Below are 19718 nucleotides of genomic sequence, written 5' to 3' on the forward strand. Positions count from 1 at the left end.
ACACCCCCCCCCCCCCCCCCCTCGTTACAGCGTACGAACCGCCCCGCGGGGGGGCGGGGCGGCCCCCCCGCCCCCCCCCCGCCACGGCTCCCGTTCCGGCCATCCAGGCCGGAACCGACGCAAGAACAGGAGGGGGGACAGGAATGCGCGTCACCCTGCTCACCGAGGGGACGTATCCGCACCAGCACGGCGGCGTGAGCGTCTGGTGCGACCAGCTCGTTCAAGGCATGCCGGACGTCGAGTTCGACGTCATCGCCGTCACCGGAACCGGGCACGAACCACTGGCCTGGGAGCTGCCCGCCAACGTGCGGTCGGTCACCACCGCACCGCTGTGGGGGCCGGCCTCGGAAGGCCGACCGCCCCGCGGCAAGGAGATGCGGCGCTTCCTCAACGCGTACGAGCGCTTCCTGCACTCCATCCTCGACCCGGTCTACACCACCCACTTCGGCACCGAGCTGTACAACTTCGCCGACCTCGCCCGGCACGGGCTGCTCAGCCCGGCGCTGCGCAGCGAGCGCGCGCTGCGCACCCTCCAGCACGTCTGGACCCGCGACTACCTGCCGACCGCCGTCTCCCGCCCCACCCTGCACGACGCCCTGAACGCCACCGACCTGCTGGAGCACGCCCTGCGGCCGCTCTCGGTCGAGCCGCCGAAGGAGGGCGTCGCGCACGCGGCCAGTGGCGGGCTCGCCACCCTGCCCGGGCTGATCGCCGCCCAGCAGTACGGCGTACCGTTTCTGCTCACCGAGCACGGCATCTACCTGCGCGAGCGCTACCTCGGCTACCGCACCGGCCCGTACCGCTGGCCGGTCAAGGCACTGCTGCTCGGCTTCTACCGGATGCTCGCCGAGGAGAGCTACCGGCAGGCCGCGCTGGTCACCCCCGGCAACCGGTACAACCGGCGCTGGGAGGAACGCGGCGGCACGCCGTCCTCGCACATCCGCACCGTCTACAACGGGGTGGACCCGGCCGCCTTCCCGCCGGCCGGTCCCGAGCCCGAGACGCCGACCCTCAGCTGGGCCGGCCGGGTCGACCCGATCAAGGACCTGGAGACGCTGATCCAGGCCTTCGCCATCGTGCAGCGCGAGATCCCCGAGGCGCGGCTGCGGCTCTTCGGCGGCACTCCCAAGGGCGGCGAGGCGTACCGGGACCGCTGCATAGCCCTGGCCGCCGAGCTCGGCATAGCCGAGTCGGTGGCCTTCGAGGGCCGCGTCGCCGACATCACCGACGCGTACGCGGCGGGCAACGTGGTCATGCTCTCCAGCATCAGCGAGGGCTTCCCGTTCACCCTGATCGAAGCGATGTCCTGCGGCCGCGCGACCGTCTCCACCGACGTCGGCGGCGTGCGCGAGGCCGTCGGCGACACCGGACTGGTCGTCCCGCCGCGCGAGCCCGAGCCGATGGCGGCCGCCGCGATCGAGCTGCTGCGCGACGCCGAACGGCGCGCCCGGCTCGGCGAGGGCGCCCGGCTGCGGGTGATCGAGCAGTTCACCCTCCGCCAGAACATCGACGGCTTCCGCGGGATCTACACCGAACTCCTGGGCACCGCCCGCTGGATGCCCGGCGGCATGGTCGCCGTCACCGACCAGGTCCCCAGCCCCGACTGGGACCAGCAGCTGGCCTCCGCCGCCCGCCCCGAGCCGAGCGAGGTCGGAGCGTGAACCGGCGCCCGGAGCACCCCCGGCCGGCGGCCGGGGGAGAGAGAACCGTCGAGAAGCGCGTGTCCCGCGAAGCGGCCGCCGAGCACAACGAGGTCGGAGCATGAGCGGTCCATTGCGACTCGTTCCGGACGAAGCCGGACCCGAGCACACCATGCAGCTGCGCACCCTGCCGCTCAAGCGCCGCCGCCCCGCCCAGCCGGAGCAGGAGCCGGAGCCCGAGGAGTCGCTCTACCTCTCCGCGGACCCGCTGGACGAACTCGCCGAGCGCCTGCGCGACGTCTGCGCCGACGCCGTCCACCCGTACGAGATCGCGGCCTTCCTGGAGTCCGACGGCCTCTCGGACGAGCAGGCCGCCCTGCTGTACGGCCGCCCCGACGCGTTCACCGTCGCCGAGGAGCTGTTCGAGAAGGTCCAGCGCCGCTACCCCGGCCCGAGCTCCGAGTTCGCCAACCCCTGGCGGGCCGATCCCTGGCGCTGCGTGGTGCGCGGCCTGGTGTTCGCCCTGCCGGGGCTCGGCTACCTGCTCGGCGCCAGCCTGTTCGCGACCACCCGGATGCGCTTCGGCCTGCCCTCGGGCATGCTCGCGCTGTCCGTCGCCACGCTGGTCAGCTGGGGCTTCAACCAGGCGCTGGCGCACCGCTCCTACCGCTGGCTGGGCCGGATGCGCCGCCGCGAGGCCGCGGTCTGCCTGGCCGTCGGCGCCCCGGTCGGCGCGCTGGTCGCGTCCGCCGCCGCGTACGTGGTCGGCGGGCCGCTCGGCGCGCTGTCCTTCGCCGCCGGACAGTCCTGCTACCTGGGCGCGGCCACCGTGCTGCTGGTGCTCGGGCGGGAGAAGTTCCTGCTGCTGGCGCTGGCCCCGGCCTCGGTCGGCGCGGGCGTGGTGCTGGCGGTGGACGTTCCGCAGCTGGTCCGTACGGTCGTGCTGCTCGCCTCGGTGGCGCTGGCGGTCGGACTGGCCGCCCGGGAGCTGCTGGTCTGCATCCGCGGCGGCGAGCGCGAGTCCGTGGAGCTGAGGCTGCCGGTCCGCCAGGAGGTCCCGCACCTGCTGTTCGGCCTGGCCTGCGGCGCGCTCACGCTGATCGCCGGCCTCGGCGGGACCATCCACCAGGCCGTGCAGTCCGGCGGCCACCCCGCGCAGGAGACCTCGACCACCCCGACCGGACCGGCCATGATCGCGCTGACGCTCAGCCTGGGCCTCGCCGAGTGGCTGCTCTTCCGCTACCGGGCACTGGCGGTCGCCGCACTGCGCACCAGCCACACCAGCGGCCAGTTCTCCCGCCGCACCGGCGCGATCCTGCTCGGCTGCCTGTTCATCTACCTCACCACCGTGGCCGCGCTGGACGCCGCCGCGACCGTGCTGTGGCCCGGCGCCCCCGCGCTCGGCGTGCCGCAGCTCGGCGCGATGCTGCTCCTCGGCGGCTCGCTCTGGCTGGCGCTGCTGCTGAACGCCTTCGGGTTCAGCTGGAGCACCGCCCTCGTCTGTCTGGCCGCCGCGGTCGCCGAGAGCGCCGGGCTGCTGACAGGTGCGGACCCGATCGTCCTGCAGCTGATCGGCTGCGGGGCGGCCGCCACCGTCCTCACCGCACTCGCCGGGCCCGCGCTCGGCCGCACCACCCAGCACCGCTGAACACATCGAATATCCCGCACGCCTCCATTCGCGTGCACCGCCGTACCCGTTTCACCTGAGACACCCACCGGGCCTGCGGCGGCCGGCCACCGCAGAGCGTCCGGCCGCCCCGGCAGATCGAGAAAGCGAAATCCGCATGAGCAGCGTCGCGGTTACCGGAGCCGAGGGCTTCATCGGCTCCCACCTCGTCGAGACCCTGGTCGCCGACGGGCACCACGTCCGCGCGATGGTCCAGTACAACTCCTTCTCGTCCTTCGGCTGGCTGGAGACCCTGTCCGAGGAGGTGCTGGACTCGGTCGAGATCGTCCTCGGCGACGTCCGGGACCCGGGCTCGGTCAACGGCCTGGTCAAGGGCACCGAGGCGGTCTACCACCTGGCCGCCCTGATCGCGATCCCGTACTCCTACCGCGCCCCCCACTCGTACGTCGACACCAACGTCACCGGCACCCTGAACGTGCTGGAGGCGGTGCGCCACCTGGAGATCCCCCGCCTGGTGCACACCTCCACCAGCGAGACCTACGGCACCGCGCAGACCGTGCCGATCACCGAGGACCACCCGATCAACACCCAGTCCCCGTACGCCGCCTCCAAGGCCGGCGGGGACCGGCTGGCCGACAGCTACCACGCCAGCTTCGAGACCCCGGTCGTCACCCTGCGCCCGTTCAACACCTTCGGCCCGCGCCAGTCGATGCGCGCCGTCATCCCGACCGTGATCGCCCAGGTCGCGGCCGGCCAGACCGAGATCACCCTCGGCGACCTGCGCCCGACCCGCGACTTCACGTTCGTCAAGGACACCGCCAACGCCTTCCGCACGGTGGGCACCGCGGCCGCCGAGTCGGTGGTCGGCCGGACCTTCAACGCCGGCACCGGCGGCGAGATCTCGGTCGGCGACCTGGTCACCCTGGTCGGCAAGCTGATGGGCGTGGACCTGGTGGTGAAGGAGGACGAGCAGCGCATCCGTCCGACCAACTCCGAGGTCATGCGCCTGGTCGCGGACGCGTCGCGGCTGCGCGCGGCCACCGGCTGGGCCCCGCAGTTCAGCCTGGAGCAGGGCCTGGAGCAGACCATCGAGTTCTTCCGCGACCCGGCCAACCTGGCCCGCTACAAGACCGACATCTACAACGTCTGACCCGCCGTAACCGATCTTGCTCGTCCTGGTAACCAAGGTTCGTGTCCTGCACATCCTTTCCGTGGGGGAAACACCATGCACGCAGTGATCCTGGCCGGCGGTAAGGGCGTCCGTCTCCGCCCGTACACCACCGCGCTTCCCAAGCCGCTCGTTCCGATCGGCGACCAGCACGCGATCCTGGAGATCGTGATGCGCCAGCTCGCCGCCGCGGGCTTCCAGAGCGTCACCCTGGCCATCGGCCACCTCGGCCACATCATCCGCGCCTACGTCGGCAACGGCTCCCAGTGGGGCCTGCGGGTCGGCTACGCCGTCGAGGACAGCCCGCTCGGCACCATGGGCCCGCTGCTCACCATGCAGGACCGCCTGCCCGAGCACTTCCTGGTGATGAACGGCGACATCCTGACCGACCTGGACTTCGCCGGGGTGCTCAAGCACCACGAGGCGTCCGGCGCCCCGCTGACCATTGCCACCTATGCCCGCCAGGTCAAGATCGACTTCGGCGTGCTGACCGCCGACGAGGGCACCATCACCGGCTTCCAGGAGAAGCCCAGCATCGACTACCGCGTCTCGATGGGCGTGTACGGCGTCTCCCGCTCGGCGCTCGCCAAGTACACCCCCGGCCTGCCGCTGGGCTTCGACGAGCTGGTGCTGGACCTGCTGGCCGCCGGGACCCCGCCGTCCGCGTACGAGTTCGGCGGCTACTGGCTGGACATCGGCCGGCCCGACGACTACGACCGGGCCAACGCCGAGTTCTCGACCATCCGCCCGGTCCTGATGCCCTTCGAGTCGACCGCCACCACGCCGAGCGTCGCGGAACTGCCGATCCCGGCCGCCCGCACCGCCCCGGACGACGAGCACGCCGAGCCCGCCACCGCGGGCGCCGAGAGCGACGGACGGGCCGCGTGAGAATTCTGCTCCTCGGCGGCGACGGCTTCCTCGGCCGTCACGCCACCGCCGTCCTGCGGTCACTGCCCGGTGCCACCGTGCTGACCGCGGGGCGGCGGCCCGCCCACGATCTCCGGCTGGACCTGGCCACCGCCCAGGCCGGCCCGCTCGGCGAGGAACTGTCCGCGCTGGCCCCCGACGCGGTGGTCAACTTCGCCGGCGCGGTGGCCGGCAGCGCGGTCAAGCTCGCCGAGGTGAACGCCCGCGGCCCGGCGGTGCTCTGCGAGGCGCTCTCCCTCGGCGCCCCGAAGGCCCGCCTGGTCCACATCGGTTCGGCCGGCGAGTACGGCGTCTGCGGGCAGGGCGAGTCCCTGACCGAGGACGCCGACGCGCGCCCGGTCGGCGTGTACGGCGCGACCAAGCTGGCCGGCTCCCTCGCGGTGGCCGGCTCTCCGCTGGACGCCGTGGTGCTGCGGGTGTTCAACCCGGTCGGCCCGGGCGCCCCGGCGGGCTCGCTGCCCGGCCGGCTGGCCGCCGAGCTGCGCCGGGTGGCGCCCGAGGGCGCCGACGGCGTGATCACGGTCGGCGACCTCTCCGCCTACCGCGACTTCGTCGACGCCCGGGACGTGGCCGGGGCGGTCGGCCTGGCCGTCACCGCCGGACGTCCGCTGCCCCGGGTGCTCAACCTGGCCTCCGGCCGGGCCCGGCAGGTCCGGGCGATCGCCGACGGGCTGGTCGCCGCGGCCGGCTTCACCGGCCGGATCGACGAGAGCGGGGCGGGCTCCGAACGCTCGGCCGCGGTCTCCTGGCAGCAGGCCGACGTGTCGGCCGCCGCCCGGGAACTCGGCTGGCGCCCGGAGACGGACCTCGCCGACACCCTGCGCGACCTGTGGCTCGGCACCGCCGGGCCCACGCCCGACCCGGTGGTCGCATGACCACCGGGCAGACCCCCGACGGCCGCCTGCTGGTGCCGCTGTACGTCCACCCCGCGGTGGACCCGGCGGCCTGGCAGGCGGTCGCCGCCGCCGACCCCGCCCGGATCGCCGCCGTCGTGCTCAACCTCGCCGACGGTCCGGGCGAGGTCCCGGACCACGTCTTCGCCGAGGCGGCCGACCGACTGCGCGCCGCCGGCCTGCCGCTGGTCGGCTACACCGACACCGACTACGGCCGCCGCCCGCACGCGGCCGTGGTGGCCGACATCCTGACGTACCGTCAGCGCCACGGCATCACCGGCGTCTACTTCGACCAGGTCACCACCCACCCGGGCGCGCTCGCGCACTACCGGCGGCTGGCCACGGCCGCCCGCGCGGCCGGCTGCGGCACCGTGGTGTTCGGCCACGGCGAGCACCCGGACCCGGGCTACGCCGAGGTCGGCCTGGCCGACCTGCTGGTGACCTTCGAGGGCGACTGGGACGCCTACCGCGACATGACGCTGCCGCTGTGGACCGGCCGGCACGCGGCCTCCCGCTTCTGCCACCTGGTCTACGACGTCCCCACCGAGAACGCCCAGGACGCCGCCGCCCTGATCGCCGCCCGGCGAGCCGGCGTCGGCTGCGCCGTACCGGGGGCCGGGGAGAACCCCTGGCGCACCCTGCCGTACGGCCTGAACGCCGCTGAACTGACCTGACCCGATCCGGAGTTCGACTACCGTGAACCGTCGCAACCGGCTGCTTCCGGCCACCCTGGCCCTCGCCACCGCCACCGCCCTGCTGGTCAGCTCGTGCAGCAGCTCGGGATCGGAGGACGACCAGGACTCGGCCGACGGCACCCCGAGCAACTCCCCCGCGGCCACCGCGCCGAGCACCCCCGGCACCCCCGACGCGGTCACCACCGCCCCGGACACCCCGGCCCCCGGGCCCACCACCCCGAGTGCCGGCGCGCCGGCCCCGGGAACGCCCGCCGGCAGCCCGCCGCCCGGGACCCCTCCGGGCACCGGCACCCCGCCGGGCAACCCGGCACCGCCGCCGGCCGGCGCCCGCTGGCAGCCCACCCCCGGCCTGGCCTGGCAGTGGCAACTCGGCGGCGCCGTCGACCAGTCGGTGGACGTCCCGGTCTACGACATCGACGGCTTCGAGAACGACGCCTCGGTGGTGGCCGCGCTGCACGCCAAGGGCCGCAAGGTGATCTGCTACATCAACGCCGGCTCCTGGGAGAACTTCCGCCCCGACTCCGCCGCCTTCGCCAAGTCCCTCCAGGGCTCGGACACCGGCTGGAAGGGCGAGAAGTGGTTCGACATCCGCAAGCTCGACCAGCTGAGGCCGCTGATGGCCGCCCGCTTCGACATGTGCCGGAGCAAGGGCTTCGACGCCATCGAGCCGGACACCATCGAGGCCTACAACCAGAACAGCGGCTTCCCGCTGACCGCCGACGACCAGCTCAAGTACAACCGGATGCTGGCGCAGCTCGCCCACGAACGCGGCCTGGCCATCGGCCTGAAGAACGACCTGGACCAGATCCCGGCACTGCTCGCGGACTTCGACTTCGCGGTCAACGAGGAGTGCTCGCAGTTCGACGAGTGCGACCGTGTCGCCCCCTTCGTCAAGGCGGGCAAGGCGGTCTTCCACGTCGAGTACAAGCTCGACACGGACCGGTTCTGCGGCAAGGCCAAGTCGCTGGGGTTCAGCTCGATGCGCAAGAAGCTCGAACTGGACGCCTGGCGCAAGCCCTGCTGAGGAGCTCGGCTCCCGTCGCGCGGGTGACCCGGACGAGGGTCACCCGCGCGAGGGTCACTTGACCGCCAGCCAGATCACGCCGCCCAGGGCGACCAGCACGACGACGGCGATCAGCGCGATCACGCCGGTGCGGCTGCCGCTCTTGCTGCTGCCGTAGGTGGAAACGTTGCCCGGGGCCTGGGGCGCCGGGCTCTCGTCGACGAACGCCCGGAACATCTGGGTGCTGCCGGCGGGGTCGTAGTCGTTGTCAGCCATGGCACGGACTCTAACGAATCCGCCCACCTCGGGCACACCCCGGACCCCCGTCGCGCGGAACACACCACCCCCACGTGCGACAGCGGTACGACGGCTCCGTGAAGACCGCGCGGTTCACGGAATGCCCAGCCGCGCAATCCGGTTGACTTCTCCCATGACCGGAAACCACAGCCGGGTCCGCCTCGGCACCTCCGACCTGTCCGTCTTCCCGCTCTCCCTCGGCGGCAACGTCTTCGGATGGACGGCCGACGAACAGCAGTCCTTCGCCGTCCTGGACGCCTACGCGGCAGCCGGCGGCAACTTCGTCGACACCGCCGACGTCTACTCCGCCTGGGCCCCGGGCAACACCGGCGGCGAGTCCGAGACCGTCCTCGGCAACTGGCTGCGCAGCCGCGGCAACCGCGAGGACATCGTGATCGCCACCAAGGTCGGCATGCACGCCGAGCGCAGCGGCCTGGGCGCCGCCAACGTCAAGGCCGCGGCCGAGGACTCGCTGCGCCGCCTGGGGGTCGAGCGGATCGACCTCTACTACACCCACCGGGACGACGACACCCCGGTCGAGGAGTTCGTCACCGCGCTGGACGAGCTGGTCCGCGAGGGCAAGGTCCGGGCGGTCGCCGCCTCCAACATCTCCGCCGAGCGGCTCACCGAGTCGCTGGCCTTCGCCGAGCGCGAGGGCCTGGCGAAGTACGTCGCCGTCCAGCCGCACTACAACCTGGTCTCGCGCGGCACCTTCGAGGGCCCGCTGGCCGACGTGGTCGCCGAGCACGGTCTGGCCACCGTCCCGTACTACGCGCTGGCCTCCGGTTTCCTGACCGGCAAGTACCGTCCCGGGGTCGACGGCGTGGAGAGCGCCCGCGCCGAGGGCGCCGCCCGCTACCTGGCCGAGCCGCGCGGCCCCAAGGTGCTGGAGGCGCTGGACTCCGTCGCCGCGGAGCTGGAGGTGGAGCTCGCCTCCGTCGCCCTGGCCTGGCTCGCCGCCCGTCCGACGGTCGCCGCCCCGATCGCCAGCGCCCGCACCATCGAGCAGCTCCCGCCGCTGCTGGCCGGCGCCACCCTGGAGCTCACCCCGGAGCAGACCGCCCTGCTGGACGCCGCCTCCGCCTGAGCCCGCCCGGCGCCACGGCTGCTCCGCCCCGCAGCCGCCCTGGACGCGGTCCGGGCCCCGACAGCGCGCCGCTGTCGGGGCCCGGACCGCGTTCGGGTTCCGCGGCTACGGCCGGCCGAAGTGGGTCGGGTAGTAGCCCGGGCTGAGGGTCGAGATCCGGACGGTCGTCCCCGGCCGGGGCGCCTCCACGAAGGTGCCGCCGCCCAGGTAGATCCCCACGTGGTGGATCCCCGAGGCCCGGCCGCTGTCGGACCAGAACACCAGGTCGCCGCGGCGCAGTTGCCCGGCGCTGATCGGCGTGGTCGCCGCGTACTGGTCGTCGGCCACCCGCGGCAGGCTGATCCCCGCGCGCCGGTAGGCCTGCTGGACCAGCCCCGAACAGTCGTAGCCGGACGGGCCGTTGCCGCCCCAGACGTACGGCTTGCCCAGTTGGGCGAGCGCGTAGTCGATGGCCGCCTCCATGCTTCCGGGGGCCGGCGAGGACTTGGCCGACGGACGGCTCGCGGGGGCCGCGGGCTGCGCGGGGGCCTGGGCCGAGCCGCCGGACTGCCCGGTGCGGCTCGTGTAGACGTCGTAGTGGCTGGTCCAACGCCACTCGCCGGAGCCGTTCTTGAACCAGTACTTGGACCCGTCCCAGCCCTGGCGCATCCCCGCGGAGGAGGCCGAACCGTTGGAGGCGGCCTGGGCGGTGGCGCCGGCCGAGCCGGCGGACTGCCCGGTGCGGCTCGCGTAGACGTCGTAGTGGCTGGTCCAACGCCACTCGCCGGAGCCGTTCTTGAACCAGTACTTGGACCCGTCCCAGCCCTGCTTCCCGGCCGCGGCGTGCGCGGATCCGGCGCCGGCCGTCAGGCCGACGACGCCGGCGCCCGCCAGCACGGTGGTGGCCAGACAGGTGCTCCGCACGGCCCGGTGTATTCGGCTGCCGCCGGCCGCCGCCGCGGAGCGGGCGGTGCGCGGCCGGACGACGCAGTTCGGGCAGCCGCAGCCCGCGATCGCGGGGATGCTGCCGAGTCGCTCCTCGAAGCCGATCAGACCGGGATCACCGTCGGGGCCGCCTGAGCCGATGGTGACGGCGGGTTCGGCGTACGCGCCGGTGGCTATCCTCATGCGGGTCGTCCTTCCTTCCGCCCGGCGCGGGCGGCCGGGGACGGTACCGAGGCGGCCACTCCGGCCGGGGCGACGAAGGCGACCAGCAGCTGTTCCATCAGCGCGCTGCGGGCGGCCTCGTCCAGTTCGTGCGCGGTCGCCCGCTCCAGACGGCGGACGGCGAGCGCCGCCGCCTCCACCGCGTCGTCCACCAGCACCGTGCGCAGGCCCGCGTCCAGGTCGGCCAGCCGGCGCCGGCGCATCGACTCGGCCACCTCGGGCGCGTACTCCAGGGCCAGCGGCTGCACCGAGTAGACCTCCAGGCCGGCCGGGGCGGCCTCGGCCGCCAGCGCCCTGGTCATCTCGTCGGCGAACCACTGCCCGTCGCGCAGCGCGGGACCGGGGGCCGCGTTGCTGTCGCAGGGCAGGGTGGACGCGGTGCGGGTGAGCACCGCCTGGACCTGCTCGCGCAGGTAGCTCTCGTGGTCCTCGATCGCCAGCAGCGCCCGCGCGGTGTCCTTGACCCGCCAGACGATCAGCAGCCGGACCACGATCGGCGTGCCGGTGCGGTCCACCACCTTGACCGGCTCGCTGCGCCAGTGCCGCAGCCGCACGTCCACCCGACGACGGCGCAGCAGCGGGTTGACCCAGACCAGGCCGGCCCGGCGGACAGTGCCCCGGTAGCGGCCCCAGCGGGTCAGCACCCGGGTCTCGCCGCCCGCGTTGGCCAGCAGTCCGGCGAGCGCGAGCACCACCAGCAGGCCGGCCGCGGCCGCCGCGGCGATCCACTGCGCGTCCACCTCCACCCGGCCGCTCTCCCGTGCGGCGGTGCCGCGCAGGTCGGGCAGCGCGTCCCAGTACGGGATGACGCCGGTGCGCAGCAGCACGAACAGCACACCGGCCACGCCGATCAGCACGGCCAGCAGGGCGATCCAGCCGGGCAGCGCGGCGGCGCGGTGCTCGCGCAGCGCCTGGTCGGCGCGCGGCGGGCGCCGGGAGGTGGTGGTGGTCTGGGTTCCGGCCGCCGTGGCGTCCAGCAGCTCGACGGTCTCGGGGGCGGCCGTCTCCAGCGGGTCGCGCCGGTCCGCCGGGCCGGCGTGCGCGGGGCTCGGGACGACGGCCAGCGGGGTGGTCGCCGGCCCGCTGTCGGCCGGGCCGTCCGACGTGACGGTCCTGATGGCCGTGGTTCTGGCCAGCGGGCTGGAGCCGAAGGCGGAACGTTCCGGCACTGCCGGCGGAAGCACCTTGGGCAGATTGTCGGGTCGCTGCGAAGAATCGCGGGTGACGTCCATGCACGGATCCTCTGGGTCGGTGTGTCGCGCAACGGGCGGCCCGGATCTGACGGGCAGTGCCAGGGTCAGGCTAAGTTCATACGTCATCAAATGCGACATTTGAACCGAGGTGTGTCGACATTTACTGACGAATCATCCAAAGCCGACCTGACGCGCAGGCACATGAGCGGATGGTCGGGACAGTTCGGCGCCGATCAGCGCCGAGGAGCACCGGCCCTGCGGGCGAACACCCGACGGGTGATCAGCCCCAGACCGGTGAGCACCAGCAGGACTCCGGCGAGCCAACCGCGCCGGCCGGCCTCCCCGGGCCGTCCGGACGCGCCCTGCGACGGCTCCGCCGGAGGAGCCGCCAACGGCCGGGCCGCAGATCGGATGGACTCGGCGGGTTCGGCGGGTTCGGCGGGTTCGGCGACGGCCCCGGCCGAGTCGGCAGCTCCGGCGGTTCCGGCGGCCGCTCCGGCGGTCCCGGCCGGCGAGGGCGCGGACTGCACCGCGGCGACAGCGGCCGGCAAGGCGCCGACACCGTCGGCCGGGGCCGGAGCCGGAGCCGGAGCCGGGGAGACGGTCGCGGTGGTCGAGGGGATCGGGGCGACGAGCCCGGTGGACGCGACGGACGCGGTGGTCACGGTGGCCGGCGCCGGGGCCGAAGCGTCCGGACGCGACTTCGGTGCCACCGACGACGCCACCACCGGACCCGCCGTCACCGGCCGGGCTCCCGCCGACGGAACCACGATCGGCAGCGCCGCGGGCACCTCCGAAGGCACCGCCGCGACCGACGGGCTCGGCGAGGCCACCGCCGAACCCTGAGCGCTCGGGCCCGACCCGGCGAGGTTCGACGGCACCGCCGACGCACCGGACGCCACCGGGCCCGGCACCGCCGACCCGGGTGCCGCAGGGCTGGCCGCCGGACCGGACGCCGACACCGTCGTCGCTGCCGTCGTCGGACTGGGCCGGGCCGAGGCCGAGGCCGACCTGGTCGGGCTCCCGGCCACCGGGCTCGACACCTCCGCGGCCGGAGCCGAAGCCGTCGGACCGACTGCCGTCGAACCCTGTGCCGTCGAACCCTGTGCCGTCGGACTCGGCGACACCGAACCCGACGCCGCGGGGCTCGACGCCACCGGACCCGACGCCGCCGGGCTCGACGCCGCCGGATCGGGCACCGCGCCCGCAGCGGCGACCCGTACCGGCACCGGCTCCGCCGCGACCTCGTTGCCCGCCCGGTCGGTCGCCGTGACGAGCAGCCACTGGTCCCCGTCCGTCAGGTCCCGGTTGGCCGTGCAGCTCCAGCTCCCGTCGAACGCCGCCGTGGCCCCGCAGAGCACCGTCCGCCGTTCCGCCTCCGAGGACGCCCCGGACCACACCGTGACCAGCACGTTCCCTCCCGGCTCCGCCCGGCCGGCCAGCTTCGGCCGGCTGACCCGCACGGTCTCCCCCGGGGCCGGGGAGGTGAGCACCGGCCGCTGCGGCAGGCCGGTGTCGACGACCAGCTCCACCGGCGGCCCGGCCGTCCGGTTCCCCGCCGCGTCGACCGCGACCGGGGTGAGCAGGTGCTTCCCGTCCGTCAGGTTCTCGACCGGCAGGCAGGACCACCGGCCGTCCGCCGGCACCCCCGTGATGCACAGGTCGTCGCCCGAGCCCCGTTCGACGACCGAGACGGTGCTGCCCGCCTCGCCGGTGCCGGTGAGCCGGAGCCCCGGGTCGTTGGTGTAGGCGGGGACGGTGAGCGCGGGGGCGCCCGGCGGCACGCTCTTCACGCTGACCCCGACCGGCTCGCCGCGCAGCACCACACCGCCGGTGGTGGTCTCCACCGGGGTGAGGGCGTGCGGACCGGGTGCCAGCCCGGTGTCGGGGCGGCAGGACCAGTCGCCGCCGCGCAGGACCTTGGCCTTGCAGAGCGCGGTGTCGCCCTCGACGACCTCCACCGTGGCACCGGACACCGCGCCCCCGCCGCCGATCCGCGGGCGGGCGTCGGCGAGCACGGCCCCGTCGACCGGCTCGGCGATCTCCGGCCGGGCGGCGCCGACGGTCAGCTCGATCCGCTGGTCGGTGACCTGTCCGGAGTCGGCGAACCCACCGGAGGAGACGAGTTGGCCGCCGTCGCGGCCGATCCGCAGCCGGGCCCAGGTCCCGCCGGAGGCCGCACCGGCCGGGACGGTCCACTCCAGGGTGGCGGTGTCGGCGCCCGGCGGGACCTCGGTCTGCACCCGCTCCGCGGGGTCGAACCGGCCGGTGCGGTCGAAGTCGATCCAGCCGGCCAGGGTCGCGGGCTGGTCGCCGACCGCGACCGGGACGGTGAGCCGGTAGTAGTGGCCGATCGCGGCATCGGCGGGGAAGGCGATCGCCGGGTCGGCGCCCTGGTACTCGCCGCGGCCGGGCTGGAGACCGGCCCGGGGGCCGTCGAACGGGCTGCGCGGGGCCGCCCCGTGGTCGGGCCGGACCAGCGGCCCGCTGCCCGGGTCCTTGGCGGAACGGCTGCCGGCGGTGCGCGCCGGACCGGCCGCGTCGGCGCCCAGGAAGAGGTCGGTGACCACGTGCGAGGCGTTGCCGTAGTCCTGCGGGGCGGTGCCGAGGCCCTCGTCGACGGTGACGGTGTAGGCCTGGTGCAGGACGGGCGGGGCGGTGGTGCTGCCGGCCCGGGCGACGGAGCGCTGCTCGACCCGGAACACCGCGGTGCGGACCGTGCCGGCCAGTTCCAGCGAGCCCTCGGCCGCCGAACCGGGTTCGCCGTCGGACGCCCCGTCCGGGCTCGCGGGGGCGAGGACGTTGCCCTCGACCGTCCAGCCGGGCCAGTCCGTGCGGTCGACCAGGGCGGGGGCGGCCGGCGAGCCTCCGGTCACGGTCAGCCGGGTTGCCGTGCTGGTGCTGCCGGAATTCCCGGTGGCGAGCGCGGCCAGGCCGCTGAGGTGCAGCCGGGGATTGCGGACCGGGCGGGAGAAATCCAGCCGGAGCGTTCCCACGGTGCGCCAGGAGCCGTCCGCCTGCGGACGGTCGGGGGCGAGGTCGAAGGTCTGCGCGGGATCTCCCGGCCGCATTCCGTCGGCATAGCGGGCGGCGGGGAGACCGGCGGCGGAGCGGTCCGCCAGTTCGCCCGGTGCGGCGGTGACGCCGGTGCCCGGGGCGGCGTCGAGATCGAACCGGACCGAAAGTCCGGAGGGCAGCACCGCCCGGTGCTCGGCGGACCAGGTGTCGGGGGACTGGCGGGCCACCGAGAGCGGGGCGTTCCACGTGGTCAGCAGCCCGGTCGCGAGGACGGCCAGGGCGGCAGCCGTAAGGGAAAACTGTCGGCTCATCCGGCTCTCCTTCGCGGTGGGCTGCCGGGCTGGCGGGCAGGCGGGCAGGCTGCACAAGATCCGACGAAAAGGAATCACGGCCCTGGGCCGGGCATACGGCGACACCTGTGCTTTTGGCCGTGTCCCACCCGATCGGCGGTCATTCGGGCGGCAGGACGGGATGTACCCGAAACAGCTGCATTTCATCCATTAGGCGGCAATCGGCACCACTCGAACGGCCGCAAGAACGGGAACTCCGGACCCATCCGGGGGACACCGGTCCCCGGGACGGAACCATCCACCGAAAGGCTCTGTTCGAATCAGTGGCCCGGCGCGCCGGGGAACGGGAGAAGCCCCCGGCCGGTGGCCGGGGGCTTCTCGATGGTGCGCTCAGCAGGATTCGAACCTGCAACCTCTTGATCCGTAGTCAAGTGCTCTATCCGTTGAGCTATGAGCGCAAGGAACGGGCGAACCCGATCTTGCGAAGGTTGGTGCGCTCAGCAGGATTCGAACCTGCAACCTCTTGATCCGTAGTCAAGTGCTCTATCCGTTGAGCTATGAGCGCTCGCCCTGGTGAACGTTGTCTCCGGGGCGTTGCGGGGACAACATTACATGACCTGCGGCGTAGGACGAAATCGGTTGATCCGGGCCCCCGCCGACCCCCTCCGGCCCCGCTCGGGGCCCCGCTCCGGGTCGCACCCGCACCCGCACCCGCACCCGCGCTGTGTCCGGGAACGCGAAGAGCCCCCGTCGACGAGATCGTCGACGGGGGCTCCCGACTGGCGGAGGCTGAGGGATTTGAACCCTCGATCAGGAATAACCCCGAAACCGCATTAGCAGTGCGGCGCCATAGACCGGACTAGGCGAAGCCTCCCCACATGGATCGCATCCGCGCGAGCGGACCCGTTCCGTGTGTCAGTGATGATGCCACAACCGTGGGGCTCGGCACCAACCACCGCCAACGTTACTAGGCGGGTCGACCCCGCCGCAAAGAAGAATGAGATACTGCCGTCTCCGGAGGAGCTGCCCCGAGCCGAGGAGACCTGTCGACGTGAGCAGCAGGCCGATCCGAGGCGCTGCTCGCCTCGCCGCCATACTCGACGCCCTGCCCGACGCGTTGCTGCTGGTGAACAGCAACGGCACCGTCGTGGACGCCAACAGCGCGGCGGTCCAGGCGTTGCAGGCGCCGGGCACCTCACTGGTCGGCATGGGCGTGCTGGGTCTGCTGCCCGAGTTCGACCCCAGCCGCATCCCCGGCTCGATGCGCCCGGCCACCCGCGACGACGAGGCCCTCGACCGCCCGGTCCGGATGACCGCCCACCGCACCGACGGCACCACCTTCCCGGTCGAGGTCTCCGGCAACGACTTCGCCGACGACGGCGACGGCCGCGGCTACGCGCGCTCCCCGTACGACTCGTACCGCGAGAACTCGCCCTCCTCCTCCGACCTGCTCCTGCTGCTGGTCCGCGACCTGTCCGGCCGGCTAGGCGTCGAGGCCGAGCTGCGCCGCCAGCACAAGCAGACCGAGATGATCCTGCGCGCCGCCGCCGAGGGCGTGCTCGGCGTGGACCTCGAAGGCCGCTGCGTGCTGGTCAACCCGGCCGCCGCGCACATCCTGGAGTACCGGGCGAGCGAGCTGGGCGGGCGCGAACTGCACCCGCTGATCCAGCACTCCCGGGCCGACGGAACCCCGCTGGCGCTGGAGGAGTCGGCGCTGCTGGACACCCTGACCTCCGGCCGCAAGCACCGGGTGCGCGGCACCGTGCTGTGGCGCAAGGACGGCCGGCCGGTCACCGTCGACCTCACCACCGCCCCGGTCCGGGACGGCGACCAGCTGGTCGGCGCGGTGATGACCTTCACCGACCGCAGCCGCGAACTCGCCCTGGTCGCCCGCAACGAGCACCTCACCGCCGTCCTGGAGAGCGAGCTGGGCGGCGCGCTGAACGCGCTGAACCAGCGGCTCGACGCGCTCGCCGCCGACCCGGCCGGCCAGCTCTGGCCGGAGGCCAACTGGACGCTGCGCCGGCTGGCCGCCGAGTGCCGCCGGTTCGGGAAGCTGATCGACGGGGTGCTCGACCACCAGCGCTGCGAGGCCGGCGAGAGCGCCGGCAGCGAGGCCAAGGACGGCAAGGACAGCAAGGACGGCAAGGAGCCCAAGGCCGGCAAGGACGCCAAGGACGGGCGGACGCCCGCGCCCCGGGTGCCGGTCGGCCTGGACAAGGTGGTCCGCCGGGCCGTCGACGTGGCCGGCGAGCTGGTCGGCCCCGGCCGGGTGCGGTTCTCGGTGCACGCCGCCGCGGTCGAGGTGATCGCCGACGAGCGGCGGCTCGCCCAGGCACTGGCCCACCTGGTCGCCGACGTCAGCGGCATCGGACTGGCCCTGGACCCCCCCGACGCCCCCTCCCCCGGCCTGGCCGTGCCCGGGCTGAACGGCGCCGCCACTCCCGCGCTGCCGCCCGCACCCGACCTGCCGACCGTCGTGCTGGCCGCCGCCCAGCGCGGCGAGGTCGCCCGGGTCGAGATCCGCGGCCCCGGCGTCGGCGGCAGCCCCGTCCACCTGCCGATAGCCCGCGCGGTGGTCGAGCGCCACGGCGGCGTGCTCCAGCCGCACGAGCTGCCCGGCAAGGCCGGCACCACGTACGTCGTCGAGCTGCCGCTGGACCCGGTCGCCGCGAAGGCCGCCGCCGAGCGCGCCGCCGCCGAAGGCCGCTCCGACCGGCCCAAGGAGAGCGACAGCGCCGTCCTGCCCGAGCTTCCGGGCATCCCGCAGCTGCCCAGCAGCGGTGAGAGCACCGAACCCGCGGCGACCGCCGAACAGCCCGGCGCCGAGGCCCCCGAAGCCCCCGCCGCGGAGCGGGCACCCGCCGAGGAGCCCCCCGCCGAACGGCGCGGCCGCCGAGGCCGACCGGCCGCCGAGGCCCCGGAGTCCGACACCCCCGGCACTCCCGGCACTCCCGGCACCTCCGGCACCCCCGATGCCCCCGACATTCCGGCCGACCAGTGGCCGAACGCCCCCGCCCGGGTCGAGCGGGCCGTCCCCGAGCAGTGGAACGGCACCGGCAACGACCCCGCGTACGGCCGCCAGGGCCTGCCCGGACCGGACGGGGCCCAGAGCGACCCGTGGGGCAAGGACGACGGCCGCTCCGGCCCCGCCTACGCCGTGCCCGTCGAGGGCCACCGGGCGCCGCCGAACCGCCCCGGCGGGCGCGAGCCGCTCGCGCTCGGCCCGGCCCCCGCGCCCACCGCCCCGGACGGCACCCCGCCGGCCGGCACCCCGACCGCCCCGACCACCGAGGCCGCCCAGGAGCAGGCCCCGGGCGAGACCAAGCACCGGCGCCGCCGCGCGCTGCCCTCGACCGAGGAGTCCTCCGGCGGCTTCGCCCTGCCCGGAGCGGCCGACGCCCCGGTCTACCCCGGCCTGGAGCACGCCCTGCCGGCCGGTCCCGCGCCCGCGCTGCCCGAACCGGGCGCCGCCGCGCCGACCGGACGCCGCCGCCGGCTGGCCGTCCCGCCGGGACCGGACCCGGACGCCCTGGTGAACGCCTCCGCTCCGGCCGGTCCGGTCGGCCAGGTCGAGCACGTCGGCCAGGTCGGCCAGGCGCTGCCCTCCCCCGGCACCGCGCTGGCGCCCGCCCGCGCCGCCCTGCCCGCCGCCGAGGAGCCGTCCGGCCCCCGCCCGGTCGGCACCGGCCTGGGCGAGCTCGCCCCGCCGCGCCAGCTCGGCCCCGCGCCGGTGCCCGCCACCGCGCCGCAGCCGCCCGTACCGGCCGAGGCCCACCGGACCGCGCCGCGCCCGATGGCCGAGCTCCCGCCCGCCGACGAGCGGCCCGCCGACGAGCAGCCGTCCGCCCCGACCGGCGAACTGGCCAACACCCGCCGGCTGCTGGTCTGGCCCGAGCCCGACCCGGCCACCAAGCAGGCCCTCCAGGCACGCGGCTACCTGCCGGTGATCGTCCGCTCCCGCGAGGAGGTGGACGCCCAGGTCCCCGGCTTCCCCGCCGCCCTCTTCGTCGACCCGCTGACCGGCCCGATCACCCGCACCGCGCTCCAGTCGCTGCGCACCGCGGCGCTCAACCGCCGGGTCCCGGTGCTGGTCACCGCCGGCCTCGGCCAGGCCACCCGGGACGCGGCGTACGGGGCCGACCCGGCCGTCCTGCTGCGCGCCCTCGCACCGCGCGACGGCGAGCACCACGCCCCGCGGGTGCTGCTGGTCGAGGGCGACCCGGACATCGCCGCCGCCATGATCAGCAGCCTGGAGCGGCGCGGCATGCACGTCGAGCACGCGGTGGACGAGAACGACGCGGTGGCCCGGGCCAGCAGTGTGCAGCCCAACCTGGTGGTGATGGACCTGCTGCAGATCCGCCGCCGCCGGGTCGGCCTGCTGGACTGGCTGCGCGCCAACGACCGGCTGCACCGCACCCCGCTGGTGGTCTACACCTCCGTGGACCTCGACCCGCGCGAACTGCCCCGGCTGCGGACCGGCGAGACCGTGCTCTTCCTCGCCGAGCGCTCGACCAGCGAGGACGTCCAGTCCCGGATCGTCGACCTGCTCGGGCGGATCGGTGCGATGGGCGAGGCGGGCGTCGCCGCCGCGGGCTGACTCCGCCGCGGGCCGGCTCCGTCGTGGGCCGGCTCCGTCGTTGGCCGGCTCTGCGGCCCTCGGGCTCTCGGGATCCCGGGATCTCCGGCACTCCGGCACGTGAAAGGGCCGGCCGCCCCCGTTCCGTACGGGGG

The 19718-nt window shown here is 74.7% G+C and carries 12 protein-coding genes, 3 tRNA genes and 1 pseudogene; 9 read left to right on the top strand and 7 right to left on the bottom strand.

The window, feature by feature from the left end:
* Positions 1 to 143 precede the first annotated feature (143 nt).
* From pelF to ACFVHV_RS38295, 7 genes and pseudogenes are all read left to right on the top strand, one after another.
* Complete coding sequence (gene pelF / locus ACFVHV_RS38265; protein WP_359913943.1) at positions 144 to 1661, top strand: GT4 family glycosyltransferase PelF; 1518 nt, start codon at positions 144 to 146, stop codon at positions 1659 to 1661.
* Positions 1662 to 1761: 100 nt separating this feature from the next.
* Complete coding sequence (locus tag ACFVHV_RS38270) at positions 1762 to 3288, top strand: hypothetical protein (protein ID WP_359913940.1); 1527 nt, start codon at positions 1762 to 1764, stop codon at positions 3286 to 3288.
* 136 nt (positions 3289 to 3424) lie between these two features.
* A complete protein-coding gene (locus ACFVHV_RS38275; protein WP_380357711.1) occupies positions 3425 to 4417 on the top strand; it encodes an SDR family NAD(P)-dependent oxidoreductase in 993 nt (330 codons plus the stop codon).
* 75 nt (positions 4418 to 4492) lie between these two features.
* A pseudogene (locus ACFVHV_RS38280) lies at positions 4493 to 5194 on the top strand (NDP-sugar synthase); the annotation flags it as partial.
* Positions 5195 to 5319: 125 nt separating this feature from the next.
* Positions 5320 to 6237, top strand: a complete 918-nt coding sequence (locus ACFVHV_RS38285; RefSeq protein ID WP_359913934.1) for an NAD(P)-dependent oxidoreductase — start codon at positions 5320 to 5322, stop codon at positions 6235 to 6237.
* Entirely contained in the window at positions 6234 to 6929 is a 696-nt protein-coding gene (locus tag ACFVHV_RS38290) for a spherulation-specific family 4 protein (protein ID WP_359913931.1), read from the top strand. The genes ACFVHV_RS38285 and ACFVHV_RS38290 overlap by 4 nt, the downstream gene beginning before the upstream one ends.
* A gap of 22 nt (positions 6930 to 6951) precedes the next feature.
* On the top strand, positions 6952 to 7974 hold the full coding sequence (locus ACFVHV_RS38295) for an endo alpha-1,4 polygalactosaminidase (protein WP_380357715.1): 1023 nt from the start codon (positions 6952 to 6954) through the stop codon (positions 7972 to 7974).
* A gap of 54 nt (positions 7975 to 8028) precedes the next feature.
* On the opposite strand, the gene ACFVHV_RS38300 is transcribed toward ACFVHV_RS38295, so the two are convergent.
* On the bottom strand, positions 8029 to 8229 hold the full coding sequence (locus tag ACFVHV_RS38300) for a hypothetical protein (RefSeq protein WP_359913925.1): 201 nt from the start codon (positions 8227 to 8229) through the stop codon (positions 8029 to 8031).
* Positions 8230 to 8383: 154 nt separating this feature from the next.
* On the opposite strand from ACFVHV_RS38300, the gene ACFVHV_RS38305 reads away from it, so the two are divergent.
* On the top strand, positions 8384 to 9337 hold the full coding sequence (locus ACFVHV_RS38305) for an aldo/keto reductase (RefSeq protein WP_380357718.1): 954 nt from the start codon (positions 8384 to 8386) through the stop codon (positions 9335 to 9337).
* 105 nt (positions 9338 to 9442) lie between these two features.
* Here the strand turns inward: ACFVHV_RS38305 and ACFVHV_RS38310 are convergent, their stop codons facing one another.
* From ACFVHV_RS38310 to ACFVHV_RS38335, 6 genes are all read right to left on the bottom strand, one after another.
* Positions 9443 to 10444 carry a C40 family peptidase gene (locus tag ACFVHV_RS38310; protein WP_380357720.1) on the bottom strand — a complete coding sequence of 334 codons (1002 nt, stop codon included), beginning with the start codon at positions 10442 to 10444 and terminating at the stop codon, positions 9443 to 9445.
* Entirely contained in the window at positions 10441 to 11652 is a 1212-nt protein-coding gene (locus ACFVHV_RS38315; RefSeq protein WP_359897808.1) for an SPFH domain-containing protein, read from the bottom strand. The genes ACFVHV_RS38310 and ACFVHV_RS38315 overlap by 4 nt, the downstream gene beginning before the upstream one ends.
* A 257-nt stretch (positions 11653 to 11909) precedes the next feature.
* A complete protein-coding gene (locus ACFVHV_RS38320; protein WP_380357722.1) occupies positions 11910 to 15005 on the bottom strand; it encodes an Ig-like domain-containing protein in 3096 nt (1031 codons plus the stop codon).
* A gap of 361 nt (positions 15006 to 15366) precedes the next feature.
* Positions 15367 to 15442 (bottom strand) — tRNA-Arg (locus tag ACFVHV_RS38325).
* Positions 15443 to 15473: 31 nt separating this feature from the next.
* Positions 15474 to 15549 (bottom strand) — tRNA-Arg (locus ACFVHV_RS38330).
* Between the two features lie 215 nt (positions 15550 to 15764).
* Positions 15765 to 15858 (bottom strand) — tRNA-Ser (locus tag ACFVHV_RS38335).
* A 177-nt stretch (positions 15859 to 16035) separates the two neighbouring features.
* Between ACFVHV_RS38335 and ACFVHV_RS38340 the strand changes: the two genes are divergently transcribed.
* The gene (locus ACFVHV_RS38340) at positions 16036 to 19584 is read left to right on the top strand and encodes a PAS domain-containing protein (protein ID WP_380357724.1); all 3549 of its coding nucleotides are present in this window, start codon (positions 16036 to 16038) and stop codon (positions 19582 to 19584) included.
* Positions 19585 to 19718: the final 134 nt, after the last annotated feature.

The sequence above is a fragment of the Kitasatospora sp. NPDC127116 genome (assembly GCF_042677365.1).
Lineage (GTDB): Bacteria > Actinomycetota > Actinomycetes > Streptomycetales > Streptomycetaceae > Kitasatospora > Kitasatospora lactacystinica.

Bases quoted from the DNA above. Each gene is read 5' to 3' on its own strand.
- pelF (WP_359913943.1), top strand. From the start codon at position 144: ATGCGCGTCACCCTGCTCACCGAGGGGACGTATCCGCACCAGCACGGC.
- ACFVHV_RS38270 (WP_359913940.1), top strand. From the start codon at position 1,762: ATGAGCGGTCCATTGCGACTCGTTCCGGACGAAGCCGGACCCGAGCAC.
- ACFVHV_RS38275 (WP_380357711.1), top strand. From the start codon at position 3,425: ATGAGCAGCGTCGCGGTTACCGGAGCCGAGGGCTTCATCGGCTCCCAC.
- ACFVHV_RS38290 (WP_359913931.1), top strand. From the start codon at position 6,234: ATGACCACCGGGCAGACCCCCGACGGCCGCCTGCTGGTGCCGCTGTAC.
- ACFVHV_RS38300 (WP_359913925.1), bottom strand. From the start codon at position 8,229: ATGGCTGACAACGACTACGACCCCGCCGGCAGCACCCAGATGTTCCGG.
- ACFVHV_RS38305 (WP_380357718.1), top strand. From the start codon at position 8,384: ATGACCGGAAACCACAGCCGGGTCCGCCTCGGCACCTCCGACCTGTCC.
- ACFVHV_RS38310 (WP_380357720.1), bottom strand. From the start codon at position 10,444: ATGAGGATAGCCACCGGCGCGTACGCCGAACCCGCCGTCACCATCGGC.
- ACFVHV_RS38320 (WP_380357722.1), bottom strand. From the start codon at position 15,005: ATGAGCCGACAGTTTTCCCTTACGGCTGCCGCCCTGGCCGTCCTCGCG.